Raw genomic sequence first — 22,853 nt, forward strand, 5'->3', positions numbered from 1 at the left:
ACCCGCAATCGGCTGCACGGAGGGCAGACAGGACAATCAGTCGTCGAGCGAGCAGGTTAGACCTTTTCCGCGGGTCCGGAGGCGTCTCGTTCCGCCTGCGCCTTGGATAGAGCCTGTCGCTTCCGCGCTCAAGCCCCCTGACGCGATTCCGTTGCCGTCGCCCGCTCAGGCGACGGCATTACCCGAGACCGCTCCCGGCATGCCGGACTGCGCGGCATGCAGGCTGCGATAGCGCCCGCCCTGCCGGGCCAGCAGCTGGACATGGCTGCCTTGCTCGACGACGTCGCCATTCTCGACGACCACGATCCGGTCGGCATTGGCGATGGTCGCGAGCCGGTGCGCGATGACCAGCGTCGTCCGCCCGCGCGACAGTTCCGCCAGCGAGAGCTGGATCGCCTTCTCCGTCTCGGTGTCGAGGGCGGAGGTCGCCTCGTCGAGGATCAGGATCGGCGGGTTCTTCAGGAAGATGCGGGCGATGGCCAGCCGCTGCTTCTGACCGCCGGAGAGCTTGACGCCGCGCTCGCCGATCACCGTGTCGAGTCCGTCGGGCAGCGCCGCGATGACGGCGTCGAGCCGGGCCTGCCGGGCGGCCTCGACGATCTCTCCTTCGCTCGCGCCGAGGCGGCCATAGGCGATGTTGTCGCGGATCGTGCCGGCGAAGAGGAACACGTCCTGCTGCACGATGCCGATATTCGAGCGCAGCGATTTCAGCGTCATGTCGCGGATGTCGATGCCGTCGATGGTGATCGCCCCACCTGTAACCTCGTAGAAGCGCGGCAGCAGTGAGCAGATCGTGGTCTTGCCGGCGCCGGAGGGGCCGACGAAGGCGATCGTCTCGCCCGCGCTGATCTCCAGGTTCAGCCCGTCGAAGATCGGCCGCCCCGCGCTGTAGCCGAAGCGCAGGTCGCGATAGGCGATGTCGCCCCGCAGGCGCTCGATCTCGCGGGCGCCGGGCCTATCGGCGACATCGGGGCGCGTCGCCAGGAAGGCGAGATAGCGCTGGAAGCCGGCGATGCCCTTCGGATAGCTCTCGATCACCGCGTTGATCTTGTCGACGGGGCGGAAGAACACGCCGACCAGCAGCAGGAAGCCGACGAAGCCGCCGGCCGACAATTCGCCGCGCACGACGAACCAGCCGCCGGCCAGCATCACCACCACCTGCACGAAGCGCATCGAGAGATAGGACAGCGAGGTCGAGGCGGCCATCAGCTTGTAGGCGGCAAGCTTGGTGTCGCGGTAATGCCGATTGCTCTCGGCGAAGAGCCGGCGCTCGTGATCCTCGTTGGCGAAGGCCTGGACGACGCGGATGCCGCCGACATTCTCCTCGATCCGGGCGTTGAAATCGCCGACCCGGCCATAGAGCGCATGCCAGTTCGTGGTCATGCGGCTGCCGTAGCGGATCGTGACGAAGGCGGTGAGCGGCACGACCAGCGCGGTGATGATCGCGAGCTGCGGATGGACCCAGAGCATCAGCGCGAAGGCGCCGATCAGGGTCATCACCGCGATGAACAGATCCTCGGGGCCGTGATGGGCGACCTCGCCGATCTCCTCGAGGTCCTTGGTCAGGCGCGCCACGAGATGGCCGGTCTTCTGGTTGTCGAAGAAGCCGAAGGAGAGCTTCTGGAGATGGTCGAAGGCTTTTGCGCGCATCTCCGTCTCGATGCCGATGCCGAGCATATGGCCCCAATAGGTCACGATGACCTGCAGGCCCGCGCTGATCAGATAGGCGACGAAGAGGCCGGCCGCCGCAAGTCCGATCATCCCGAGCTCACCGGTCGGCAGCAATCGGTCGATGAACAGCGTCACCGCGACGGGAAAAGCGAGTTCGAGCAGGCCGGCCGCGACCGCGCTGCAGAAATCCAGCAGGAAGAGGCCGCGATGCGGCCGGTAATAGGCGGCGAACCGCTTGATCAGGTCCATGTCGGTCTCCGCGGGATCGCTCTCAGGCTGGGAGGGCGATCGGGCGCTGTGTCTGCGGATGGGCGATGACGCTCATCTCGACGCCGTAGATACGGGCAAGCTGCTGCGACGTCATCACCTCGTCCGGTGTTCCCCTGACGATCAGCTTGCCGGAATGCAGCGCGATGATCTCGTCGCAGAACCGTGCCGCCATATTCACGTCGTGCAGCACGACGATGACACCGAGGCCCTTTCTCGCGGAGAGATCGTGCACCAGCGAGAGCACCTCGATCTGGTGGGCGATGTCGAGCGCCGAGGTCGGCTCGTCCAGCAGCAGGCATTCCGCATCCTGCGCGATCAGCATCGCGATCCAGACGCGCTGGCGCTCGCCGCCCGAGAGCGTATCGACCAGCCGGTCGGCGAAGGCCTCGACACCGGTCAGCGCCATGGCCTCCGCGACCTTTTCGCGGTCCCTGGCGCCGAAGCGGCCGAGCGCGCCATGCCAGGGATAGCGGCCGAGGGCGATCAGCTCCTTGACCAGCATGCCCGAGGAAGCCGGCGTCTGCTGTGGCAGATAGGCGACCTTGCGGGCGAAGCCGCGGCTGCTCCAGGCTTCGAGCGCGGTACCCTCAAACCTGACCGTGCCGGCTGTCGGCGCCTGCTGGCGGGCGAGCAGCTTGAGCAGCGTCGACTTGCCCGAGCCGTTATGGCCGATCAGCCCGACGACCTGCCGCGTCGGCAGCGACAGCGTCAGCGATTCCAGCAGCACGCGGCCGGGCACGCCGAAGGAGACGCCGTCGAGATCGAACAGGTTGCCGTCGCCAAGCGGGGTACCGGCGGCCATCGACAAGGCCCTTTCAGCCAGCAGGCCACCGGCCCGGGCGGGAGTGGAAAGCGTGTTGTCCATGGTCCGGTTCGCCTTGGGAAGACATTCGGCTGATGGAGATCGCCTTGCCCTACACCGCAGCCGTCGTCGGCGAAAGATGGGCTCTGGCATCGAGGCCTTGCAGCAAGCTGCCGGCGCTTTCGCGCTTCAATCCAGCGCCAGCGCCTTTTCCAGCGTGCCGCGCCGCCAGGCGGCCGGCGTCTCACCGACCATACGCCGGAAGACGCGGGTGAAATGCGCCTGGTCCGAGAACCCGGCCTCCACCGCGACCTCGGTCAATGACCGGTCGCCGGCCGCCAGCAGCCGCTGGCCCTGCTCGATCCGGGCCTTGAGCTGCCATTGATGCGGCGGCAGCCCGGTCGAGGCCTTGAAGGCGTGGCTGAAATGCGATTGCGACAGGCCGACGAGCCCGGCGAGATCCTGCAGGCGGATCGTGCCGGCCGCGTGCTCGGCGATGTAGTCCGTCACGGTCCGGAGCTGCCGGCTGGTCAAGGGCGTGCGGCGGCGCGGCGCCTCGCGCCTGACACCGAACAGGTCGATCAGCACGGCCATGACGAGGCCGTCGCCATAGAGGTCGTGCCGTGCGTCGGGCTCGGCGCATTCGCCGGCGATGAGCCGCGCCAATGTCTGGATGCGCTCGTTCGTGAACATGATGCGCGGCTGGCGCAAGAGCTCGGGCGACAGGGCCTCGCCGAGGCGCTCGCTGACACTGGCCGGTTCGAAATGCAGGTCGAGATGGCGGATGCGCATGCGCTGCTGCGTGCGCCCCCAGACCGGCACGCCGGCCGGCATGAAGCTGATCGAATGCGCGCCGCCCCGTGGCGAGACGCCCGGCTCCGACGGATCGAGCCGCGTCTCGAAGCTGCCGCCGACCTTGTCGAGCACGATGAAGAGCCGCGGATGGTCCGAGACGTATTCACCGGTGGCGCCGGCCTGGCACTCGGCCTGCCAGAGATCCGCGATGACGCCGTTCCAGCTGCGGCATTTGAGCGAGCCGATCACGCTGATGCCTTCGCGGACGGATCGCATGCCTGGCTGGAAACCCATCCTGACCCTCCTGCGGCCGGATCGTCGCGCCGATGCGCGTGTTCAAAATGCAACGCGAAGAACGCAATTGTGCCTGCCTGCCCAGGAACGTTCAATGCATGACAGGAACGATCAATCCCCTATTACTTAGCAGTGATACGTCGCCATGCAAAGCAGTGCCCGCATTTTGAATGGTTCTAAATTTGAGCAATTCTCATAAGGCACACAATATTGGGGCTTGGTCTGGCCATGTGCTATAAGCGAAACATGAATAAGAACTTTGTTCTTCGTTCGACTGTTTCTTTGGGTGCGATGCTATACGGAGCGGTCGCCTTCGCGCAGTCGGCGCCCGGCCCGACGGTCCAGCTCGACACGATCACCGTCGAAGGCCAGGGCGAGAAGGCGACGGGGCCCGTCACCGGCTATGTCGCGACGCGCTCGGCGACCGGCTCGAAGAGCAACACGCCGATCACGGCGATCCCGCAGTCGGTCTCGGTCATCGGCCGCGAGGAGCTCGACGATCGCAAGGCGCTGAAAGTCGACGAGGCATTGCGCTATACCGCTGGTGTCCAGGCCCAGCCTTTCGGCTCCGATCCCGATACGGACTGGTTCTTCGTCCGCGGCTTCCAGGCGACCCAGACCGGCGTCTATCTCGACGGCCTGCAGCTCTATTCCTACGGCTTCGGCGGCTTCCAGATCGACCCGTTCATGCTGGAGCGGGTCGAGGTGCTCAAGGGGCCGGCCTCGGTGCTCTATGGCGGCTCCAATCCCGGTGGCATCGTCAGCCTCGTCAGCAAGCGGCCGAACGGCAAGAATTTCGGCTATGTCGAGACCGGCATCAATAATTTCGGCAATGCCTATCTCGGCATCGATGTCGGCATGAGCGACAAGCAGGGTGTCTGGAGCACGCGCCTCACCGGCAAGCTCTCGGGCGGAGACCAGTACACCGACTACTCCAAGGATTTCCGCGGCACGATCATGCCGCAGATCACCTACCAGCCGAACGGTGCCACCCGTATCACCGCCTATGGCGCCTATAGCTATCTCGACCAGGTTCATTCCGGCGGCGGCTTCCTGCCTTATGTCGGCACGGTGGTGAACGCGCCCTTCGGCAAGATCCGGCGCGATGCCTTCTTCGGCGAGCCGTCGATCGACAGCCAGAAGCGCGTCACGACCATGCTGGGCTACGAGTTCCAGCATGATTTCGGTGGAGTGACCTTCTCGCAGAACGCCCGCTACGGCCAGATGCGCGGGTCCCAGCTCGGCCCCTACGGCTATGGCTATGCCGGGCCGGATGCGCCCTTCGGCAACCGCTTCCAGCCGCTGGCGCCGGATTACCAACTCTATCGCATCGGCTTCCAGGAGAACACGAAGGTCAACACCTTCACCATCGACAACCGCCTCGAAGGCAAGTTCGACACCGGGCCGCTGCAGCATTCCTGGATGGTCGGGCTCGACTACAAGTATTTCGAGATCGACCATGTCCAGGCATCGGGCGGCGCCACGACGATCAGCGTCACCAACCCGGTCTATGGCACGCCGCAGGGGGCGAGCTTCGTTTATCTCGACCAGAAGCTGAAGCACCATCAGGTCGGCGTCTACCTGCAGGACCAGATCCGCTTCGGCGGCGGCTGGCTCGCGACCTTCAACGGGCGCTATGATTATGCCGAGAAGAAGTCGGTCAGCCCGGCCGCGCTCGCCTTCTCGCCGAGCTATGACGACCGGGAAGGTGCCTTCAGCGGGCGCGCCGGCCTCGCCTACGAGTTCGCCAACGGCATGACGCCCTATGCCAGCGTCGCGTCCTTCTTCAACCCGGTCTTCGATGGAACCTCGACCGGGACGCCCGGCGTCTTCCTGCCCTTCAAGCCCGAGAAGGGCTGGCAGGTCGAGGCCGGCGTCAAATACAAGCCGACCTTCGCCGATGCGCTCTTCACCGCCTCGGTCTTCCATATCGTCAAGGACAATGTCCTCGTTCCCGCGCCGACCTTCTTCAACGCCTTCGCCCAGCAGCAGCTCGGGCAGGTGACCTCGAGCGGTGTCGAGTTCGAGGCGAAGGCCAACCTTACCGAGAACCTGAAGGTGCTGGCCTCGCTGACCGCGTTCAATCTGGAGATCAGCAAGCACACCGATCCGTCGCTGGTCGGCAAGACGCCGTTCATCGTTCCAGAGATCACCGCATCGGGCTGGGCCGATTACACCTTCACGGAAGGAGCGTTCAAGGGGCTGAGCCTCGGCGCCGGCATCCGCTATGTCGGCAAGTCCTGGGCCGACAATGCCAATACCCTGAAAGTGCCCGGCGCGACGCTGGTCGATGCCGCGATCCGCTACAAGCTTGGCAACTGGGGGCTGGCGGTCAACGTCACCAATCTCTTCGACAAGGCCTATGTGAAGAGCTGCCAGGATTTTTCGAGCTGCAGCTATGGCGATGCCCGCACCGTCACCGTCTCCGCGAACTATCGCTGGTGAGGCTCGTCTCCCAGGCATCGAAGGCCGCAGCCCTGCGCTGCGGCCTTCTGCTGTGGTAGTGCCACGCGCATGACGTGCTTCACGGCATATCCGACGCGCCGCGCCGCGCTCGCCCTGATCGCGGCGGCGGGCGTCTCCCGGCCGGCGCACGCTGCGGGCCTGCGCGTCGCGACCGTCGACTGGTCGGTGCTGGAGACCCTGCTCGCGCTCGGCCTCCCGCCGGTCGCGGCGCCTGAACTGCGCCAGTTCCGCGAGATCGCCGTCGAGCCTGCGGTTCCAGCGAGCGTTGTCGATCTGGGCCTGCGCGGCACGGTCAATTTCGAACTGCTGCTGCTGTCGCGGCCGGACCTGATCTTTTCGTCGAGCTTCTATATTGGCTCCGAGCCGCGCCTGCGCCGGATCGCTCCGGTCGAGAGTTTCTCGGTCTATGCGCCGGGGCGGCCGCCCTATGAACCGGCAGTCGCCATGACGCGGGCAATCGGCGAGCGCCTTGGCGTCGCTGCTGCCGCCGAACGCTACATCGCCGAGACCGGGGCTGAGTTCGCGGTTCTGCGCGACAGGCTGAAGCCCTTGGCGACGCGCTCGGTCATTCCCGTCAATCTCGGCGACGCCAGGCATTTCCGCGTCTTCGGCGACGACAGCCTGTTCGGCGAGGTGCTGAAGCGGCTCGGCCTCGCCAATGCCTGGACCGACCACACCAGCTATTCCGCGATGGCGCCGATCGGGCTCGAAGCACTGGCCCGCGTGCCGGAAGCTCATATCGCGCTGATCCCGCCGGTGCCGCCCGGTGCGATGGAGACCCTCGCGCGCAGCGCCTTCTGGAACGCCCTGCCCAATCTGCGCGAGGGCCGGCTCCTGAAGATCGGTTCGATCAATCCCTATGGCGGCCTGCCGGCGGCGCGGCGCTTCGCGCGGCTCCTGAGCGAGGCCCTGATCGCGGCGGAGGCGCCGCGTGGCTGAGGCCGCCGCTCCCCTGCGCCGCCCGCTCGGTGGGCGCCCCGGCATCTGGGCTCTCGCCGTACTGGCGGCGGCTGTGCTGTCCGCAGCGGTGATGGCGACGCGGCCTTCGCTGCCGGCTTCTCCGGAGCTGGCGCGAGCGCTTGAAAGCATCCTGCTTTGGCACAGCTTGATGCCGCGTGCCGTGACCGCGCTGATCTCAGGCGCGGCGCTCGGGCTTGCGGGCATGCTGCTGCAGCGCGTGCTGCGTAATCCGATTGCGGATGCCTCGACGCTCGGCATCGCCTCGGGTGCACAGCTCGCGCTCACCATCGCCTCGGCCTATGCGCCCGCGCTGATCGCCTTCTCGCGGGAAGGCGTGGCGCTGGCCGGCGCCTTCGCGGCGGTCGCTTTCGTGCTCGGCCTGAGCTGGCGGCGCGGCCTCGATCCGATGACGGTGGTCCTGTCCGGCATGGTCGTCTCGCTGGTCGCAGCGGCGGCGAGCGCGACCGTCATTCTCGCCAAGGGCGAATATGTGCTGTCGCTGTTCATCTGGGGCGCCGGCTCGCTCAACCAGCAGAGCTGGGATGCTGTCCTCGCGCTCGCGCCGCGTCTGGCCCTGAGCGCCGTCGCTGCGGCGCTGCTGCTGCGTCCGCTCGCCTTGCTCGGCCTCGACGAGGACGTGGCGCGTGGACTGGGGCTGACCTTGCATGCCGCTCGCCTCGCGGTGCTCGGCATCGCGATCTGGCTGGCGGCCAGCGTTACGGCCGAGGTCGGGGTGATCGGCTTCGTCGGCCTCGCCGCGCCGGCTTTGGCGCGCGAGCTCGGCGCCCGCACGCCACGCCAGATGCTGCTGGCGGCACCGGCGCTCGGAGCGCTGCTGCTCTCGATCACCGACAGCGCCGTGCAACTGCTCGGCTCAGGCTTCAACGATCTCGCACCGACGGGCGCGGCGACCGCACTGTTCGGGGGGCCGCTCCTGCTCTGGCTGATGCGGCGGGTCCCGCCATCCCTGCCGCCGCAAGCCAATGAAACTGCGTGGCGGCTGGATCGGCAGGCGCGCTCGCTGCTCTCGCTCGCTCCTCTGGCCGTTCTCGTCCTGGTGGTGGCAGCGCTCGGCCTCGTGCTCGGACGCGGGCACGACGGCTGGGGTTGGGCGACGGGCGCGCTGTTCTGGGACCTGCTGCCGTTTCGCGGTCCGCGCCTCGCCGCTGCCGGCGCGGCCGGGGCGCTTCTCGGGGCGGCCGGGTGCCTGATGCAGCGCCTGACCGCGAACCCGCTCGCCGGTCCCGAAGTGCTCGGCGTCAGCGCCGGCGGCGGCGTCGGGTTGCTGCTTGCACTCACATTGATGCCGGCCAGTCCCTTCGCGATGCTCGCCGGCATCGCCGGTGGTTCACTCGCGGTGCTCATCGTCATGCTGGTTTTCGCCGCGCGCCCCGGCATCGGCCCGCAACGCCTGCTGCTGGCCGGCATCGCAATGGGGGCGCTCTGCATGGCCGTGGTCTCGACGGCGATGGCCCAGGGCGACCTGCGCGCCTACATGCTGCTGGTCTGGCTGTCGGGCTCGACCAATCGGGCCGGCCCGTTCGAGGCCTGGACCGGCCTGATTGCCTGCGTCGTCCTGATCCTGCCGCTCCTGCTCGCCATCCGCTGGCTCGACCTGCTGCCGCTTGGCGAGGCGACGAGCCGCAGCCTCGGTCTGCCGGTGGAACGCAGCCGCCTCTGCCTCGCTGCCATGGCCGCGCTGGCGACGGCGGTCGCCTCGCTTCTGGTCGGTCCGCTTAGCCTGATCGGCCTGATCGCGCCGCATCTCGCTCGCCTCGGCGGCTTCGCCCGCAGCCGCGACCAGCTGCTTGCCGCCATGCTGATCGGCTGCGGCGTGATGATCCTTGCCGACTGGCTCGCGCGGCTCGTCGTCTTTCCCTATCAGGTCCCGGTCGGGCTCTTCGCCGCATTGATCGGCGGGCCCTACCTGATCTGGCTCTTGAACCGTGGAGGAAGCCGCCATGGCTGAGCCCGAACTGCGCGCCGATGCGTGCGTGACGATGCGTGATCCAGCGGCCATGCTGGAGCGGCTCTGCGCGCATTTCGTCGAGCACGGCACGGTGACGCATCACGACAGGGGCGTCCGCCTCGAAGGTCGTTTCGGCGCTGTGGAACTCTGCTCCGCCGCCGGCGCCCTCGACATCGCCGTGACGAACCCGAACGAGACCTATCTCTTCGTCGTCACCTCCTCGGTCGCCGAGCACCTGCATGAATTCGCCGAAGGCGAGACCCTTAAGGTCGGCTGGCGCGGCAACTTGCCCGAGCAGCCGCGGATTCCATACTTTCGCGAAGCGGTGGTGCGCGAGGCCTATGACATCACCCCCGCAATGCGCCGCGTCATCCTGTCCTGTGAGGACACCGCGCATTTCGAGAGCGGTGGCCTGCATGTCAGCGTGCTGATCCCGCCGTCGGGGCGCGAGCCGGTCTGGCCGGGCGTCGGGCCGGATAATCGGGTGATCTGGCCGTCCGGCGCGGACGAGCTGATCAGGCGCATCTACACGATCCGCTTCATCGATCATCAGCGCCGGGAACTCGCCATCGACGTGGTGCTGCATGATTCCTCGCCCGGATCGACCTGGGCCCGCAATGCGATGCCTGGCGACCGCGTCGGCCTGCTCGGGCCGGGCGGCGGCGATGTCGTTGCGGCCGACTGGTATCTGCTCTGCGGCGACGAGACCGCACTGCCGGCGATCGCCCGTATCGCTGCCGAGTTGCCCACCGCGGCGCGGGCTAAGATCGTCATCGAGATCGCCGATCGCGCCGAGCAGCAGGCGTTGTCCTCGCATGCCGCGATCGACGTCACCTGGCTCCACCGCGGCGATGCTCCGGCCGGGACCACCGACCTTCTGCCGCAGGCCGTCATGGGCGCGGCCCGACCGGAGGGCGACAACCCCTTCGTCTTCGTCGGTTGCGAGCAGTCCGCGGCGCGGGCGATCCGCAAGCATCTGCGCAGCGCATGGAAGCTGCCGAAGGATCGCCATCTCGTCGCCGCCTATTGGCGCCGCGGCCATGCCGATGCCCACGATCACGGCGAGTAGTCGAGGTGGCGTACGAAGCCCCGAAGGTTCTCAGTCTTAAATTAGCATTGCTCTAATCTATTGATCTTGCAGTATTTTTGCTTGTTATTCTGTTGCTCTTGCCAGCATAAGCGCGGTTACAGCCACGAGCCGCGCGGGTATGAGCGACAAGACAGCCGGAATCGCCGCGATCTATGCCGCCGAGCAGCACAAGCTGCAGCTACGGCTGATCCGGCGCGGGCTCGATGCGCAGCAGGCTTCCGATGCCGTGCAGGATATCTTCCTGCGCCTGCTCCGGTCCCCGCCAGCCGAATTGCGTGATCCAGGCGCCTATCTGCGCCGCTCGGCCGATACGATGGCGGTCGATCACTGGCGCCGGCAGCAGCGCCATACCGCTCTGTTCGAGCCCTTGCCGCCCGAGGCTCCGGCGGTAAGCGACGAGGTGGCATCCCTGGAAGGGCAGCTTCTCGCAAGCGAGCGCGACAGGCGCCTGCGCCGGGCGATCGAGGCGTTGCCGCCGCGCAGCCGCGAGGTCTTGCTGCTGCACAAGTATGAGGGGCTGAGCTATGCCGACATCGGCCTGCGGCTCGGCATCGCCCGCAACACCGTTATGGTCCATCTCGCGAATGCCATGCGCAGCCTTCGCGCCGCTTTGCGCTCATCCGACTAATGCATCCGGCGGCGCGGATCGTCTATTGAGAAAGGCTTCGTCCGGTTGCCAGAGCGGCCCTCGGCCGCAAAGGTGGATTCGGCTCGGGATAGGGCGATGGCAGATCAGGCTGAGGAAACACCGGACGAGCGGGCCTTGCAGTGGTTCGTGCGGCTGCGCGATGGCGAGGCCGATGTGGCCTTGCGCCGGGATTTCGATGCCTGGCTGGCGGCGAGCCCCGATCATGCACGTGCCTGGACGGAGCTCGAGACGCTCTGGTCCGATCTCGATCGTCTCACCCCCCTGAAGGCAGCTGAGACCGCGCCTCCCGTTCACACAGCTGTTCCGGCGAGGCCGAGGCGCTGGCGGCAGGTCGCTTTCGCTCTGGCGGCATCGCTGGTCGTGGCCGCAGGCATCATGGGCGTCCTCGCCCAGTCCGGCCGCTTCGCGGATTTCCGGACGGCGGCCGGCGAGCGCCGCACGATCGCGCTTGCCGACGGCTCGCAGGTCGAGCTCGCCCCGGCCTCCGCGATCGATGTCGACCTGACCGGCTCGCGCCGGATGATCAGGCTCGTCTCCGGTCAGGCTTTTTTCACCGTCGCGAAGGACTCGGCCCGGCCATTCTCGGTGGCGGCGCGGGGCGGCACCGTGACGGCGCTCGGCACGGCCTTCGACGTCAAGCTCGGGCTGGGCTCGGCGGTCGCGGTCGCGGTCGATGAAAGCCGGGTCAAGGTCGAGCTGCCCGGCGCGGCCGGTGTTGTCGTCGGCCAGGGCCAGGGCGTCGGCTACGAGGGCGAGACCATCTCGCCGCCGGGCCCGCTCGATCCCGGCGAGATCGGTGACTGGCGCCGGGGCCGGCTGGTCTTCCATGACGTCCGGCTCGCGGAAGCCGTGGCCGACCTCGAGCGGTATGGCGGCGGGCGCATCGGCATCCTCTCGCGGGAAGCGGGCCAGCGCCGCGTGACGGCCGTGCTCGATGCGCGCGATCCGGCCGGGGGGCTGGACATGCTCGCCGGCGGCCTGGGGTTGCGTGTGGTCCGCCCCTTCGCCTGGCTCACCCTGCTTCTTCCCGCCTGAAAATTTTTCCGCACTGCACTAATGAGTCCGGCCACTACCGGCGTCTTACCCTTGCGAGGGCCGGAATCGTCTCGACCCTCGCAATGTTTTGGGGATCGACAATGGGTATTCGGGTCGGAGCGCGGCTTGTCCGCCAGGCGAGACTGGCTGCGGCGCTGTGCGGAACCGCTCTGGCGGCGGGAATCGTCAGCTTGCCGGCGATGGCGCAGTCCGCCCGGACGCTCGACATCCCCGCGCAGCCCGTTTCCTCCGCGCTGATCGCCTTCTCGCGCCAGACCGGCATCGCGGTCGTCGCTCCGGCCTCGGCCACCGCCGGCAAGCGCTCCGCAGCGGTCAATGGTGCCTTGTCGTCGGAAGCGGCCCTGTCCCGGCTGCTCGCCGGCACCGGCCTGAATTTCCGCTTCACCAGCGCGACCAGCGTGACAATCAGCGCCGCGGGATCGGCCGGCGCTGCCGGTGGAGCGGTTCCGGAAGGCGCCATCGCGCTCGACACGATCGACGTCGCGGGTAACCCGCTGGCGCGCGGCGGCGTTGCCGAGATCCTGATCGGCCCGCGCGAGCTCGAGCGCCGGAACCCGACCGACATCCGCGATGTCTTCGGCGGCGAGCCGCGCGTGAAGGTCGGCGGCTCCACGCCGATGTCGCAGAAGGTCTATGTCAACGGCGTCGAGGAGACCAATCTCGCCGTTACCATCGACGGCAGCCGGCAGAACAACAAGGTCTTCCACCATAACGGCACGACGCTGATCGATCCCTCCTTCCTCAAGGCGGCGCGGATCGATGCCGGCGTGGCCCCGGCCGATGCCGGCCCCGGCGCGCTGGCCGGCGCCATCGCCTATGAGACCAAGGATGCGCGCGACTTCCTTACCGGCAACGGCGTCGGCGCCTTCGCCAAGACGCAGTTCAACACCAACGGCTCGGTCTTCACCAACAGCCTGTCCGGCTATGCCCGCTACGAGGGCTTCGATGTTCTCGCCTATGGCACCATCGGCAAGGGCGACAACTACAAGGCGGGCGACGGCCGCGAGGTGCTCGGCACCCAGACGGACCTGCTGAGCGGACTCTTCAAGCTCGGCTGGGAAGCGCCGACCGGCGATCGTTTCCAGATCAGCCATGAGCGCGTCCGCGACGACGCGCTCCGGCCGTTCCGCGGCAATATCGGCTTCATCACCGGCCGCCCGGCCTGGGAGCCGCGCGTCCGCCGCTACGAGATCGACCGGCAGAACACGGTCTTCACCTATAGTCGGACGTCGCCGATCGGTCTCTGGGACCCGAAGGCCGTCATCGCCTATAGCCGCACCGATGTGGACACGCCGATTTTCGAGCGGCCGGTGGGCAGCAATCCGCTCCCCGTCACCTATCCCGGCACCGGCGTCACCGACAGCTTCAACGGCAAGTTCGAGAACCGCTTCGGCTTCGGCGAGTTCGGCAACGTCGTCGCCGGCGTCGATTTCTACAAGGACAAGGCGCTCTACAAGGACCGCAATTACCGCGTCAGCGAGAAGGCCAGCAATCTCGGCGTCTACGCGCAGGCACGGCTGAAGCCGTTCGAGCGCATGCGCCTGTCCTTCGGCCTGCGTGGCGACCGGCAATGGTTCACTGGCACGACCGGGCAGGAATTCGACAATTCCGGCCTGTCGCGCAACATCTCGGCCGAGTTCGACCTCATCCCCGAGCACCTGACGGTTCGCGCCGGCTACTCCCATGTCTGGGGTGGCGTGCAGTTGGCCGAGAACTTCATCATGAACACCGCCTGGCGTTATGGCCGCGGCGTCCGGCCGGTCCACTCGGACAACGTGATCGCCGGCCTCGTCGGGCGCTGGAACGGCTTCACCTTGGAAGGTTCGGTCTTCCGCACCGAGCTGGAGAATGCCCGCGCCGCCCGCTTCGCCGTCGCCAGCGCCACCTTGGCGCGCGAGATCGAGTCGCAGGGCTACGAGATCGGCCTCGGCTATGCCTGGGAGGACGGCTATATCCGCGGCAAGTATGCCAGCGTCGATGTCCGGATCGACGGGCAGCGTGCGGACTCCGATACCGGCACCTATCTTGCCACCCCGATCGGCGACGTCTTCACGCTGACGGCAGCGCATACCTTCAAGCAATGGGGCGTGACCGTAGGCGCCGATGTCGAGATCGTGCGCGACTACAAGAAGGTCGCCCCGGGCAACCTGCCGCTCAAGGGCTACGAAGTCGTCAACCTCTTCGCCGAGTACAAGCCGCTGCAGATGCCGAATCTGACCTTCCGTGCCGAGGTCAAGAACCTGCTCGACCAGACCTATGCCGACCGCGCCACCTACGGCCAGGAATTCGGCACGGTGACGCCGCTCTACCAGCCCGGCCGCGCGTTCGTGCTCAGCGCCTCGGCCCGCTTCTGATGCGTCTGGCCGGCATCCTCGCCCTGCTGGCCCTGCTGCTGCCCTCGCTGGCGAGCGGGCGGGAGCTGGTCGATCTCGCCGGCCGCACGGTCGCCGTGCCCGACAAGGTCGAGCGCATCATCATCGGCGAGGGGCGCCATCTGCCGGCGCTCGCCATCCTCGACCGGGCCGACCCCGTGGCGCGGCTCGTCGGCATGATGGGCGATTACGAGGCGGTCGATCCGATCAGCTACCAGCGTTATCGCGAGCGCTTCCCGGCGCTCGACGCGGTCAAGCGGATCGGGCGCAACACGCGCGATACCTTCAGCATCGAGCAGGCGATCTCGGCAGCACCTCAGGTCGCGATCTTCGGGCTCTACGGCCATGGCCCGGATACCCGCTCCGGCGAGGTCATTCGCGCGCTGGAGGCGGCCGGCGTCGCCATCGTCTTCATCGATTTCCGCAGCGACCCGCTGGTCAACACCCCGAAATCCATGGAGCTGCTCGGCGCGCTGCTCGGCCGCGAAGCCGAGGCCGCCGAATTCATCGCGGCCTGGCGGGCGGCACTGGCCACCGTCACGGACCGGCTGGCCGCGGCCAAGCCGAAGCCCGCGCGCGTCTTCGTCGAGAGCCGGGTCGGGCTTGGCACCGGCTGCTGCGAGACCATGACGCGGGGCATGATGGGGCGCTTCGTCACCGCGGCCGGCGGCGTCAACATCGCCGACGCGCTCATTCCGGGCGAGGCCGGCGTGGTCAATCTGGAATGGCTGATCACGAACCCACCCGAAATCTATATCGGCACGGCGATCGGCAACGGCTTGCAGCCTGCCGATGCGCCTTGGCTCGCGCTCGGCCCCGGGGTCGATGCGGCGCGGGCGCACGAGCTTCTCGCCCGTTCGCTGACGCGCACCGGCATCGCCGGGCTCGACCCCGTCCGGCAGGGGCGGGCCCATGCCGTCTGGCACCATTTCTACAATTCGCCCTACAACGTCGTCGCCGTGCAGGCCTTCGCGCAATGGCTGCACCCGCAGCTCTTCGCCGATCTTGACCCGAAGGCGCTGCTGGCGACGATGCAGCAACGCTTCCAGCCAGTGCCGCTGGACGGCACCTACTGGACGAGCCTGCGCTGAGGTGAACGCCATGACCGATCCATCGAACCGGCAGCACAGTCATGCGGAGGTCGCGACCGCCAACGCCTCGCGCTATCTCCAGCAGCTCTGCAAGCATTTCGGCCACAAGGTCGAGGCCAGCTTCGACGAGAAGGCGGGGATCGTCCGGTTCTCGATCGGCGATTGCCGGCTCCTCGCGGAAGGCGAGGTGCTGCGCCTCGCGCTCGACGCGCCCGACGCCGAGGCGCTGCTTCAGTTGCAGGACGTGGTTGCAAGCCACCTCGTGCGCTTTGCCTTCCGCGAGCCGCTCGTTGTCGAATGGCGACCGGGGCCGGCCGCATAGAAGCGTCAAGCTGCGGCGAGGTTGCCGGGCGGCGCGAACACGTGTGGCCGAAGGGCTGACTCAGAACCTGACGGCAAACCGTGCATTGAAAGCGTGGTCGGACGCACGCTGCGCGAGCTGGCCGTCATAGGCCATCGAGATGTCTGCATCGGCTGTGAGGTTCAGCGCCAGGCTGGCGCCGACCGCGAGCGTATTGCGTGCGATCGGCGTGCCCGCGATCGAAAACGGTGCTCCCCCGGAGAAGGCATGCTGCGACAGCGGCGTCACGTCGCCCGTCGCATGCCGCCAGCCGAGCGTGCCGCCCAGCCGCATGGCCGTGTTGCCGAGATCGAAGCGCGTCTCGGCGCGCAGGCCGAGCGTGGCGAAGGTGACCGACGTGCTCTGCGCCCTGGCGGAAAGCGCGGCGACGCCACCCGTCTCGGCGAAGTCTCCGCTGCGGAGATTGACATAGGCGAGATTGGCGAAGGGCTCGAAGGCGACCCGGCCAAGGTCGAAGCGATGGGCGATCTCGCCGAAGGCCTGAAAGCTGCGGGCGTCGTAGTCCGAGCGCAGCGCCTCGCCGAACCCGGAAAAGGCGGCGGTGCGTCGCGTTGAAAGCTCATGCCAGGCGTAGGTGGCCGCGCCGGTCAGGCGGAAGCCGCCGAGTTCCGCGCCGCCATAGAGGCCGACATGGTAGTTGTCCGCCGTGCCCTGAGATCCGCGGCCCGCAACCTCGAATGTCGAGCGTGAATAGCCGGCCAATGCGCCGATCCGCGCGCCCGATGCCAATGGAATGTCGAAGCCCGCAAGAAGGCCACCGCTCGAACGCGTGACGGACGCGGCATTGCCGTCGCCGCGTGTCTGGCCCCAGGAGCCGAAGCCGCGCGCCCAGAGGGCGAAGCCCTCGCCGGCCGGCGCGGCGACGGCACCTTGTCCGGAGGCATAGGCCAGCGTCGCGATGCGGGGGGCTCCGATCCCGTCGAAGACGGCCAGAAGCCGGTCCGAGACGGCGCCCCGCACCGCCTGGCTGCCCTCGATCACCACCGCCTTGGCCGTGGCATGGATCTCGCCGGACAGGCTGTCATAGGCGCGCCGCGCTTCCGTCACGTCGCGCAACTGTGTGAAGCTCAGCCAGAGCGGGTGAGTATCGCCAAGGCTTTGCAGGCCGAGCGCCGTCTGGGCCTGGTTGCGCGTCTGTGCGATCGCGGCGAAGGACAGGTCGTTGCGCAGCAGGGTCAGGCTGACTGTGTTCGCGTCATAGTCGAGCCGCGGATCGAGAAAGAGGTAGCGGGAGTTAACCCCGTCGAAGCGGCCCTCGACGCCTTGGTCTGCGGTGATGATGGTATAGCGCTGGTTCGGCCGGTACAGGCCGTCTTCGCCGACATGCACCACCGAGCCGCCGAAGAGGCGCGCCTTGCCGCTGGCATGGATCAGGTCGCTCGACGTGCCGCCCGGGCTGACCTCGACCTCGTAGGTCGCGCCCCGCTCGAAGCGGATGTCGCCGGTGACAGAGAGCGTGCCGATCGAGTCGCCCGGCGCGATCGCGCCGCCGGACTGGATGATGGTCGGGCCGACCGTGCCGCTGCCTTGCAGCCGTCCGCCAGCCAGAATGTCGAGGCCGCCGCCGAGCGTGCCGTTGACCACCAGCGTGCCTGCGGAGACCGTGGTGGACCCGGCGAAGCCTGAGCTGTTGCCGGTCAGGGTCAGCGTTCCGCGACCCTCCTTGACGAGGTTGCCGTTGCCGCCGATCGAGCCTCCGAAGGCAAAGCCCGTGCCGGCGGCGGTGTCGATCGTGCCCGTGCCGGAAACCGTCATCGGGCGGTTGCTGGCGAAGTCGGCGAGCGTGGCCAGCCGGCCACCGCCGTCGAAGGCGAGGGTGGAGCCGGCTTGGCCGAGATTGGCGTCGGCGATGACGGCCAACGTGCCGTCGCGGATCACCGCACCGCCAGAATAGGAATTCGTGCCGGTCAGAAGCAATGTGCCGGCGCCCTCCTTCAGCAGGCGGCCGCTTCCCGTGATGGACCCGGCATAGAGGCTGTCATCCGCCTGCCGGACCATCAGATTGGCGCTTCCGAGGGCAATCTCGCCGCCGGTGCCGGCCACCAGGCGCATCGACAGGTCATGGCCGTTGAGATCGAGCTTGCCGCCGGTCAATAGCCAGTCGGTCATGCCCGGCAAGACCATGCTGGCGCCAGCCTGCACGGTGCCGGCTGTGATCAGCGTGCCGCCCGCCCAGCTGTTGTTACCGGTGAGAAGAAGCGTGCCGTCGCCCCATTTGATCAGGCCGCCAGCGCCACTCACCGGGCCGGACAGCGCCAATGTCGTGCCGGCATTCGTCTCGATGGCGCCGGTGCCGCGCAGTACGACGGCCCGGCTGCTCGCCATGTTCGCGGTGGTGTGAAGCGCGCCGCTGTCGAGGGTAAGGTCGCCGCTGCCTGCGCCGAGATTGCCATCGGCCGAAATCTGCAAGGTCCCGCTCGAAACGATCGTGCCGCCGCTATAGCTGTTCGCGCCGCCCAGGATCAGCAGGCCGTCGCCGGTCTTCTCCAGCCCGGCCGTGCCCGTGATCGTGGCATTGATCCGCGCCGTCTCGCCGTCGAGCACGCGGATCTCCGGCGTCGTGATGACGACGCCGCCATTGTTGTAGCCATGCAGGTTGAGGCTGTCCCCGGTCAGCGTGTAGTCGCCGCCTGCGAATTGCAGCCCGACGGCACTCAGGGGGCCGTTGCTATGGTCGAGCGTGACGATGCCCCCGGGACCGCGGAACACACCGTAGCCGCCGCCCCACGATGTGGTCGTCGAACCGCCGAGATTGAACCAGTTTGGATTGGCGGCACTCCAGACGCCGTCTGCGCCGCCGGCCGATGTCGTGCCCCAGAGTTGCAGGATGTTCAGGCCGTTCGCGCCGACGAGGACATCGACCTTGCCGGCTTGCGAGGCATCGACCTGGTAGGTGTAGGCGACCGGCCCGGTCGACGGCATCGTCCCGATGACGAAGGTGCCGTTCGATGGGCTCAGCGCGCCGCTATAGGTGATGACGCGATGGTAGCCGATCGCGGGCTGCGCGCTGCTGTCGAGATTGAGCGTGGCATTGTTCAGGAGGAGATTGCCATTCACCCGCGTCGTCGCGGAGCCCGGCGACGAGTTTCCGTAGCCGTGTAGGCGGTAGTCGTAATTGCTGCTGGCATCGAGTGTCAGCGTACCGTTGACGATGAGCCGGGAGTCATCGGACGGCTTGATCGTGCCGCCGCCATGGGCGGTCAGGTTGCCGTTGACGGTGAGCGACGTCAGGCCCGAAGGCGCGAGCGTGCCGCCACTGTTGATCATGGTCGCGCCGATGGTGCCGCCGCCGGTGACAAAGCCGCCGTTTCCGATGGTGACGGTTCCGCCGAGCTGCGCGGTGCCCGCCATCTGCAAGGTGCTGCCCGCGACCGTGGTCTGCCCTGAGAAGTGGCTGCTGTCGGCGGACAGAATGGTCGTGCCGGCGAGCAGGTTGATGGCGCCAGCGCCGGAAAGCGCGTGAGCAAAAGTATAGCCGGGCGTGTTGTGGTTGAAGACAAGTCGGCCGGTGCCGGCGCCGAAATGGATGCCGCTGGTCAGCGTGCCGGCGGCGGCTGCTGCCTGCCCTGCTGCCGCGCCGATATTGATGGTGCCGAAGCTGCCAGCATTCCGGGCGAGTTCGATGGGGCGGCTGCCGCCCGCGCTCACCTTGCCGCCATCGGTGACGGTCAAGGTGCCGCTGCCGGAATTGCCGACCGTGAGCATGGTCGTCGCCAGGCTTGCGCCAGCGCCGCTCACCAGTGCCGATCCCGCGCCGCCATCGCCGAGCGTGAGAGCGCCGGCTCCGATATGCGATCCGTTGCCGATGATGCTGACCGTGCCGCTGCCGCCAGCCACAGTGCCTGCGTTGATCGCGCCGGCCTGGACGTTGCCTCCGGCAGAGACCGCGAGGCTGCCCAGACCCTGGTTGCCGACCACGAGCAGTCCGTCCAGAGTCCATCGCGATCCAGCTCCGGCGACGGAGACAGTTGCGGCCGAGCCCGCGCCCTCTGCTATCCCGGCCTTCGCGGCCGTCAGCTGGGCGCCGGGCGCGAAGGCGAGCGTCCCCGCGCCGATCGCTATGTTGCCGCGAAAGGCGGTCGGGGTGCCGCTGAGCGTCCAGGTGCTCGCGCCGGTCTTGTTGAAATCCGAGAACCCGAGATATTGGTCGCCCAGTCCGGCAAGAGCGAAGCTGGCATTGGTGCCGCCGCCAAGGATGAGGGCTGCGTTGCTGCCGCCATTGACCTTACCGACGAGGTTGTAGCCCGCCTGCAGCTCGACCGTGTTGCCGCTGCCGTTGAGGGCAATCGCGGCGCCTTGCGCACCGAAGACGGGCCCCTGGCTGTCGCCGCCACGCACCTCTCCGGCGATGATCAGGGATGTGCCGCCGCGCAGAACCTCGATTCCGGAGCCGCCATTGCCGCCGGGGCCGTTGGACGATGTCTGCCCGAGCCCGCCGCGCCCGCCCCGGACCTGCGCGCCGTTCTGGACGGTGATGGTGGCCCGGCCGTCGATGAAGATGCCGGCGCCACCGCCGCCGACCGACTGGGTGCTTCTGGCATCGCCGCCGGTACCGCCCACGATGCTTCCGCTCGTGGTGACGGTCGCGTCGCCGATGACGCGGATGCCATCGCCGCCCCAGCCCGGCAGGCCGAAAGGTCCGCCGCGACCGCCCGCGCCACCCAGTGTCTGGCTGTCCCAGGATAGAGAGATGACTGTGCTGCCCCCGCTCGCCGCCATGACCTCGATGCCGGAGCCGCCATTGCCACCGTTCCCGTCGGCGCCCAGATTGCCCTGGTTGGCTTGCGGCATCGGGTAGCCGTAGGTCGAGCCCGCATTGCCGCCGCCACCGCCGCCGCCCCCCTCGCCGCCATTGCCGCCGCGGGCGGTCGTCGCGAAGAGATTGAGCTGCCGCCCATAGGCCGAGAACAGGCCGGCGCCGCCCGCGCCGCCATTGCCGGCGCCGCCGCCGGCCCCGCCATCGCCGGGATACCAGCGTGCGGTGACCGTGCAGATGCCGCGGCCATAGCAGATCGTTGTCTCATAGGCTCCGGAGCCGGACCCACCGTTGCCACCGTTGCCGCCGCGGCCGCCATTGCCGCCCTGCAGAACCGCATTCGTGCTCGTCACGACCAGATTGGAGGGCGTGACCCAGTGAATACCGCCCAGGATGGGGTCGGCCACCCAGCCGGCGCCGGGCAGTGCCAGTCCGGAGCCTCCGCCGCCGCCCCCGCCACCTCCGCCGCCACCGGCGCCGCGGTGCCCTATGAAGGGGTCCCTGTAGGAGTCGCCGCCTTTCGCCCCGGTCCCGCCGTCGCCGCCATTGCCGCCGGTCAGGTTGATCGTCTGGCCAGCCGTCAGCAGCGTGCCGGAGAAATCGAGGCCGGCGGCTCCGCCACCGCCGCCACCGCCGCTGCCGCCATCATGTCCCGGCGCGCCGCTCCCACCATGGGAGGGCGAGCCGCCCGCCGAGCCGGACTGCCCGATATGCCCGCCATATCCGGGCGGGATAGCGGACAGGATGGGTGCGCCATTGACTCCACCACCATGGCCGCCGCCATGGCCGCGCGCGCCGCTGCCGCCCTTGCCGCCGGAAGACCCGGAGCCGGATTCCGCGTTGGCTCCGCCACCGCCACCACCGCCACCGCCGGCACTTGCGCTTGCGGTTCCGCCGCCGTGGCCACCTGTCGGGTGGCTGGCGCCATGGGCACCGCCAGTTCCACCTTTGCCGCTCACTTGCCCCCAGGCAGGCAAAGCGAGAGCAACCGGCGCACAAGCTCCGGCGAGCGCTGCCAGAACGCGCAGCATCGCGGTCGAGGAGGCGAAGCGGCCTGATCCGTGGACGGGCTGGAGCCGGGCGATCATTTACGGCCCTGCCGGCGCCAGCTCCGCCGCCAGATCGCGTATGGTGGTTCGCAACCCCTCGAACATGGCGAAATCGACCTTGCTCGCGACGACGAAGATGCCGAGCCGGCGATTAGGCGAAAGCACGACATAGCTCATGAAGCCGCCGATGCCGCCGCTCTTGCCGAGGAGAAGCGGCACCCGGTCCTTCGGCCGGCTGACGACCCAGCCGAGTCCCATGCCTTCGGAATCGGTCGCCTCGACGCCGACCAGCCGCTTGAGCCCGTCATGCGGCCGCCAGAGCGCATGCGCGAGTGTCCGTGCCGGCCGTCCCGCTGCATCGTCGGCAAGGTGCCAGCGCATCCACCGCACCATGTCGTCGGCGGTCGTGTAGATGCCGGCGCTGGCCTGCATCACCTCGCTCGCCTCCCAGTTCGGATCGGGCTTGCCGAACGGGTCGAGCCCGGTCATCAGCCGCGGCTTCTGCGCATCGGACAGGCGCAGGGTCGTATCCGCCATGCCGAGCGGCCGGGCGATGCGTTCGCCGACCAGCTCGGCGAATGGCTTGCCGCCGGCCTTGCCGAGAGCCTCGCCGAGCAGTCCGTAGCCGAGATTGGAATAGATCGCGGTCGTCCCCGGACGACAGGCGGGGCGATTCCCGGCGATCCAGTCCCAGTAATAGGAGGCCTTGTAGGTCGCGAACGGATTCGGTTCGCCCGGCGGCGTCGCCGGGTCCGGCAATTCGCGCGGCAAGCCTGCCGAATGGGTCGCAAGATCGAGCAAGGTGATCGGCCGGTCGTCGAAGACCAACGGCGCCTTGCCGGGCGGAGCATAGCGCGCGAGCGGAGCGTCCAGCGCCAGCTGCCCGCCGGCGGCCATGGCCGCCAGCACGTCGGTGGCGAAGACTTTCGAGACCGAGCCGACGCGGACGATCGAGCGGCCATCCGGTTCCTTGCCGCTCCCCGGTGCCGTTTCGCCATAGCCGGTGACGAAGCTGTCCTCGCCACGCACCACGGCCAGAACCAGCCCGGGCGCCCGGGCATTGAGGAACATCGCGACGCCCGCCATCGACGCCGCTTCGCGCAGGGCAAGGTCCTCGGCAGCGGCCCGCTGCGGGTTGGCGAGTGCCGCGATCGCGAGAGAGAACGGAAGGGCGAGCCGTGCGACCGCGCGCATCGGCATGC

At 68.2% G+C, this 22,853-nt stretch carries 14 protein-coding genes; 9 read left to right on the plus strand and 5 right to left on the minus strand.

What is annotated here, in order from left to right:
* Nucleotides 1–165 precede the first annotated feature (165 nt).
* The 3 genes from NUV79_RS17575 to NUV79_RS17585 form a co-directional block, all read right to left on the minus strand.
* Entirely contained in the window at nucleotides 166–1,920 is a 1,755-nt protein-coding gene (locus NUV79_RS17575; protein ID WP_257734395.1) for an ABC transporter ATP-binding protein, read from the minus strand.
* A 22-nt stretch (nucleotides 1,921–1,942) separates the two neighbouring features.
* Nucleotides 1,943–2,743 (minus strand): ATP-binding cassette domain-containing protein, encoded by an 801-nt coding sequence (locus NUV79_RS17580; protein ID WP_257734424.1) that lies wholly within the window; start codon nucleotides 2,741–2,743, stop codon nucleotides 1,943–1,945.
* Nucleotides 2,744–2,932: 189 nt separating this feature from the next.
* Nucleotides 2,933–3,832 (minus strand): helix-turn-helix transcriptional regulator, encoded by a 900-nt coding sequence (locus tag NUV79_RS17585; protein WP_257734396.1) that lies wholly within the window; start codon nucleotides 3,830–3,832, stop codon nucleotides 2,933–2,935.
* 228 nt (nucleotides 3,833–4,060) lie between these two features.
* On the opposite strand from NUV79_RS17585, the gene NUV79_RS17590 reads away from it, so the two are divergent.
* The 9 genes from NUV79_RS17590 to NUV79_RS17630 all read left to right on the plus strand — a co-directional run bounded on the left by NUV79_RS17590 (nucleotide 4,061) and on the right by NUV79_RS17630 (nucleotide 15,807).
* The gene (locus NUV79_RS17590; RefSeq protein WP_257734397.1) at nucleotides 4,061–6,277 is read left to right on the plus strand and encodes a TonB-dependent siderophore receptor; all 2,217 of its coding nucleotides are present in this window, start codon (nucleotides 4,061–4,063) and stop codon (nucleotides 6,275–6,277) included.
* A 69-nt stretch (nucleotides 6,278–6,346) separates the two neighbouring features.
* Nucleotides 6,347–7,237 (plus strand): ABC transporter substrate-binding protein, encoded by an 891-nt coding sequence (locus tag NUV79_RS17595; protein WP_257734398.1) that lies wholly within the window; start codon nucleotides 6,347–6,349, stop codon nucleotides 7,235–7,237.
* Entirely contained in the window at nucleotides 7,230–9,227 is a 1,998-nt protein-coding gene (gene fhuB / locus NUV79_RS17600) for a Fe(3+)-hydroxamate ABC transporter permease FhuB (protein ID WP_257734399.1), read from the plus strand. The genes NUV79_RS17595 and fhuB overlap by 8 nt, the downstream gene beginning before the upstream one ends.
* Complete coding sequence (locus NUV79_RS17605; RefSeq protein ID WP_257734400.1) at nucleotides 9,220–10,296, plus strand: siderophore-interacting protein; 1,077 nt, start codon at nucleotides 9,220–9,222, stop codon at nucleotides 10,294–10,296. The genes fhuB and NUV79_RS17605 overlap by 8 nt, the downstream gene beginning before the upstream one ends.
* 139 nt (nucleotides 10,297–10,435) lie before the next feature.
* A complete protein-coding gene (locus NUV79_RS17610; protein ID WP_257734401.1) occupies nucleotides 10,436–10,945 on the plus strand; it encodes an RNA polymerase sigma factor in 510 nt (169 codons plus the stop codon).
* 96 nt (nucleotides 10,946–11,041) lie between these two features.
* On the plus strand, nucleotides 11,042–12,001 hold the full coding sequence (locus NUV79_RS17615) for a FecR family protein (RefSeq protein WP_257734402.1): 960 nt from the start codon (nucleotides 11,042–11,044) through the stop codon (nucleotides 11,999–12,001).
* Between the two features lie 101 nt (nucleotides 12,002–12,102).
* On the plus strand, nucleotides 12,103–14,376 hold the full coding sequence (locus tag NUV79_RS17620; protein WP_257734403.1) for a TonB-dependent receptor: 2,274 nt from the start codon (nucleotides 12,103–12,105) through the stop codon (nucleotides 14,374–14,376).
* Nucleotides 14,376–15,485, plus strand: coding sequence for an ABC transporter substrate-binding protein (locus NUV79_RS17625; protein WP_257734404.1), 1,110 nt, complete (start codon nucleotides 14,376–14,378; stop codon nucleotides 15,483–15,485). The genes NUV79_RS17620 and NUV79_RS17625 overlap by 1 nt, the downstream gene beginning before the upstream one ends.
* A 10-nt stretch (nucleotides 15,486–15,495) precedes the next feature.
* Entirely contained in the window at nucleotides 15,496–15,807 is a 312-nt protein-coding gene (locus NUV79_RS17630; RefSeq protein WP_257734405.1) for a DUF2218 domain-containing protein, read from the plus strand.
* 60 nt (nucleotides 15,808–15,867) lie between these two features.
* Here the strand turns inward: NUV79_RS17630 and NUV79_RS17635 are convergent, their stop codons facing one another.
* Together NUV79_RS17635 and ampH are read right to left on the minus strand one after the other, a co-directional pair.
* Nucleotides 15,868–21,690: an autotransporter domain-containing protein gene (locus NUV79_RS17635; protein WP_257734406.1), complete on the minus strand. Its 5,823-nt coding sequence runs from the start codon at nucleotides 21,688–21,690 to the stop codon at nucleotides 15,868–15,870.
* Nucleotides 21,691–22,851, minus strand: a complete 1,161-nt coding sequence (ampH, locus tag NUV79_RS17640; protein ID WP_257734407.1) for a D-alanyl-D-alanine-carboxypeptidase/endopeptidase AmpH — start codon at nucleotides 22,849–22,851, stop codon at nucleotides 21,691–21,693.
* Nucleotides 22,852–22,853 lie beyond the last annotated feature (2 nt).

The organism is Allobosea sp. 47.2.35, assembly GCF_024655635.1.
Lineage (GTDB): Bacteria > Pseudomonadota > Alphaproteobacteria > Rhizobiales > Beijerinckiaceae > Allobosea.

Excerpts from the sequence above, each read along its gene's own strand:
- NUV79_RS17625 (WP_257734404.1), top strand. The coding sequence starts at position 14,376 with ATGCGTCTGGCCGGCATCCTCGCCCTGCTGGCCCTGCTGCTGCCCTCG.
- NUV79_RS17580 (WP_257734424.1), bottom strand. The coding sequence starts at position 2,743 with ATGGCCGCCGGTACCCCGCTTGGCGACGGCAACCTGTTCGATCTCGAC.
- NUV79_RS17590 (WP_257734397.1), top strand. The coding sequence starts at position 4,061 with ATGTGCTATAAGCGAAACATGAATAAGAACTTTGTTCTTCGTTCGACT.
- ampH (WP_257734407.1), bottom strand. The coding sequence starts at position 22,851 with ATGCCGATGCGCGCGGTCGCACGGCTCGCCCTTCCGTTCTCTCTCGCG.
- NUV79_RS17605 (WP_257734400.1), top strand. The coding sequence starts at position 9,220 with ATGGCTGAGCCCGAACTGCGCGCCGATGCGTGCGTGACGATGCGTGAT.
- NUV79_RS17575 (WP_257734395.1), bottom strand. The coding sequence starts at position 1,920 with ATGGACCTGATCAAGCGGTTCGCCGCCTATTACCGGCCGCATCGCGGC.
- NUV79_RS17610 (WP_257734401.1), top strand. The coding sequence starts at position 10,436 with ATGAGCGACAAGACAGCCGGAATCGCCGCGATCTATGCCGCCGAGCAG.
- NUV79_RS17630 (WP_257734405.1), top strand. The coding sequence starts at position 15,496 with ATGACCGATCCATCGAACCGGCAGCACAGTCATGCGGAGGTCGCGACC.
- NUV79_RS17595 (WP_257734398.1), top strand. The coding sequence starts at position 6,347 with ATGACGTGCTTCACGGCATATCCGACGCGCCGCGCCGCGCTCGCCCTG.
- NUV79_RS17620 (WP_257734403.1), top strand. The coding sequence starts at position 12,103 with ATGGGTATTCGGGTCGGAGCGCGGCTTGTCCGCCAGGCGAGACTGGCT.
- NUV79_RS17635 (WP_257734406.1), bottom strand. The coding sequence starts at position 21,690 with ATGATCGCCCGGCTCCAGCCCGTCCACGGATCAGGCCGCTTCGCCTCC.
- NUV79_RS17615 (WP_257734402.1), top strand. The coding sequence starts at position 11,042 with ATGGCAGATCAGGCTGAGGAAACACCGGACGAGCGGGCCTTGCAGTGG.
- NUV79_RS17585 (WP_257734396.1), bottom strand. The coding sequence starts at position 3,832 with ATGGGTTTCCAGCCAGGCATGCGATCCGTCCGCGAAGGCATCAGCGTG.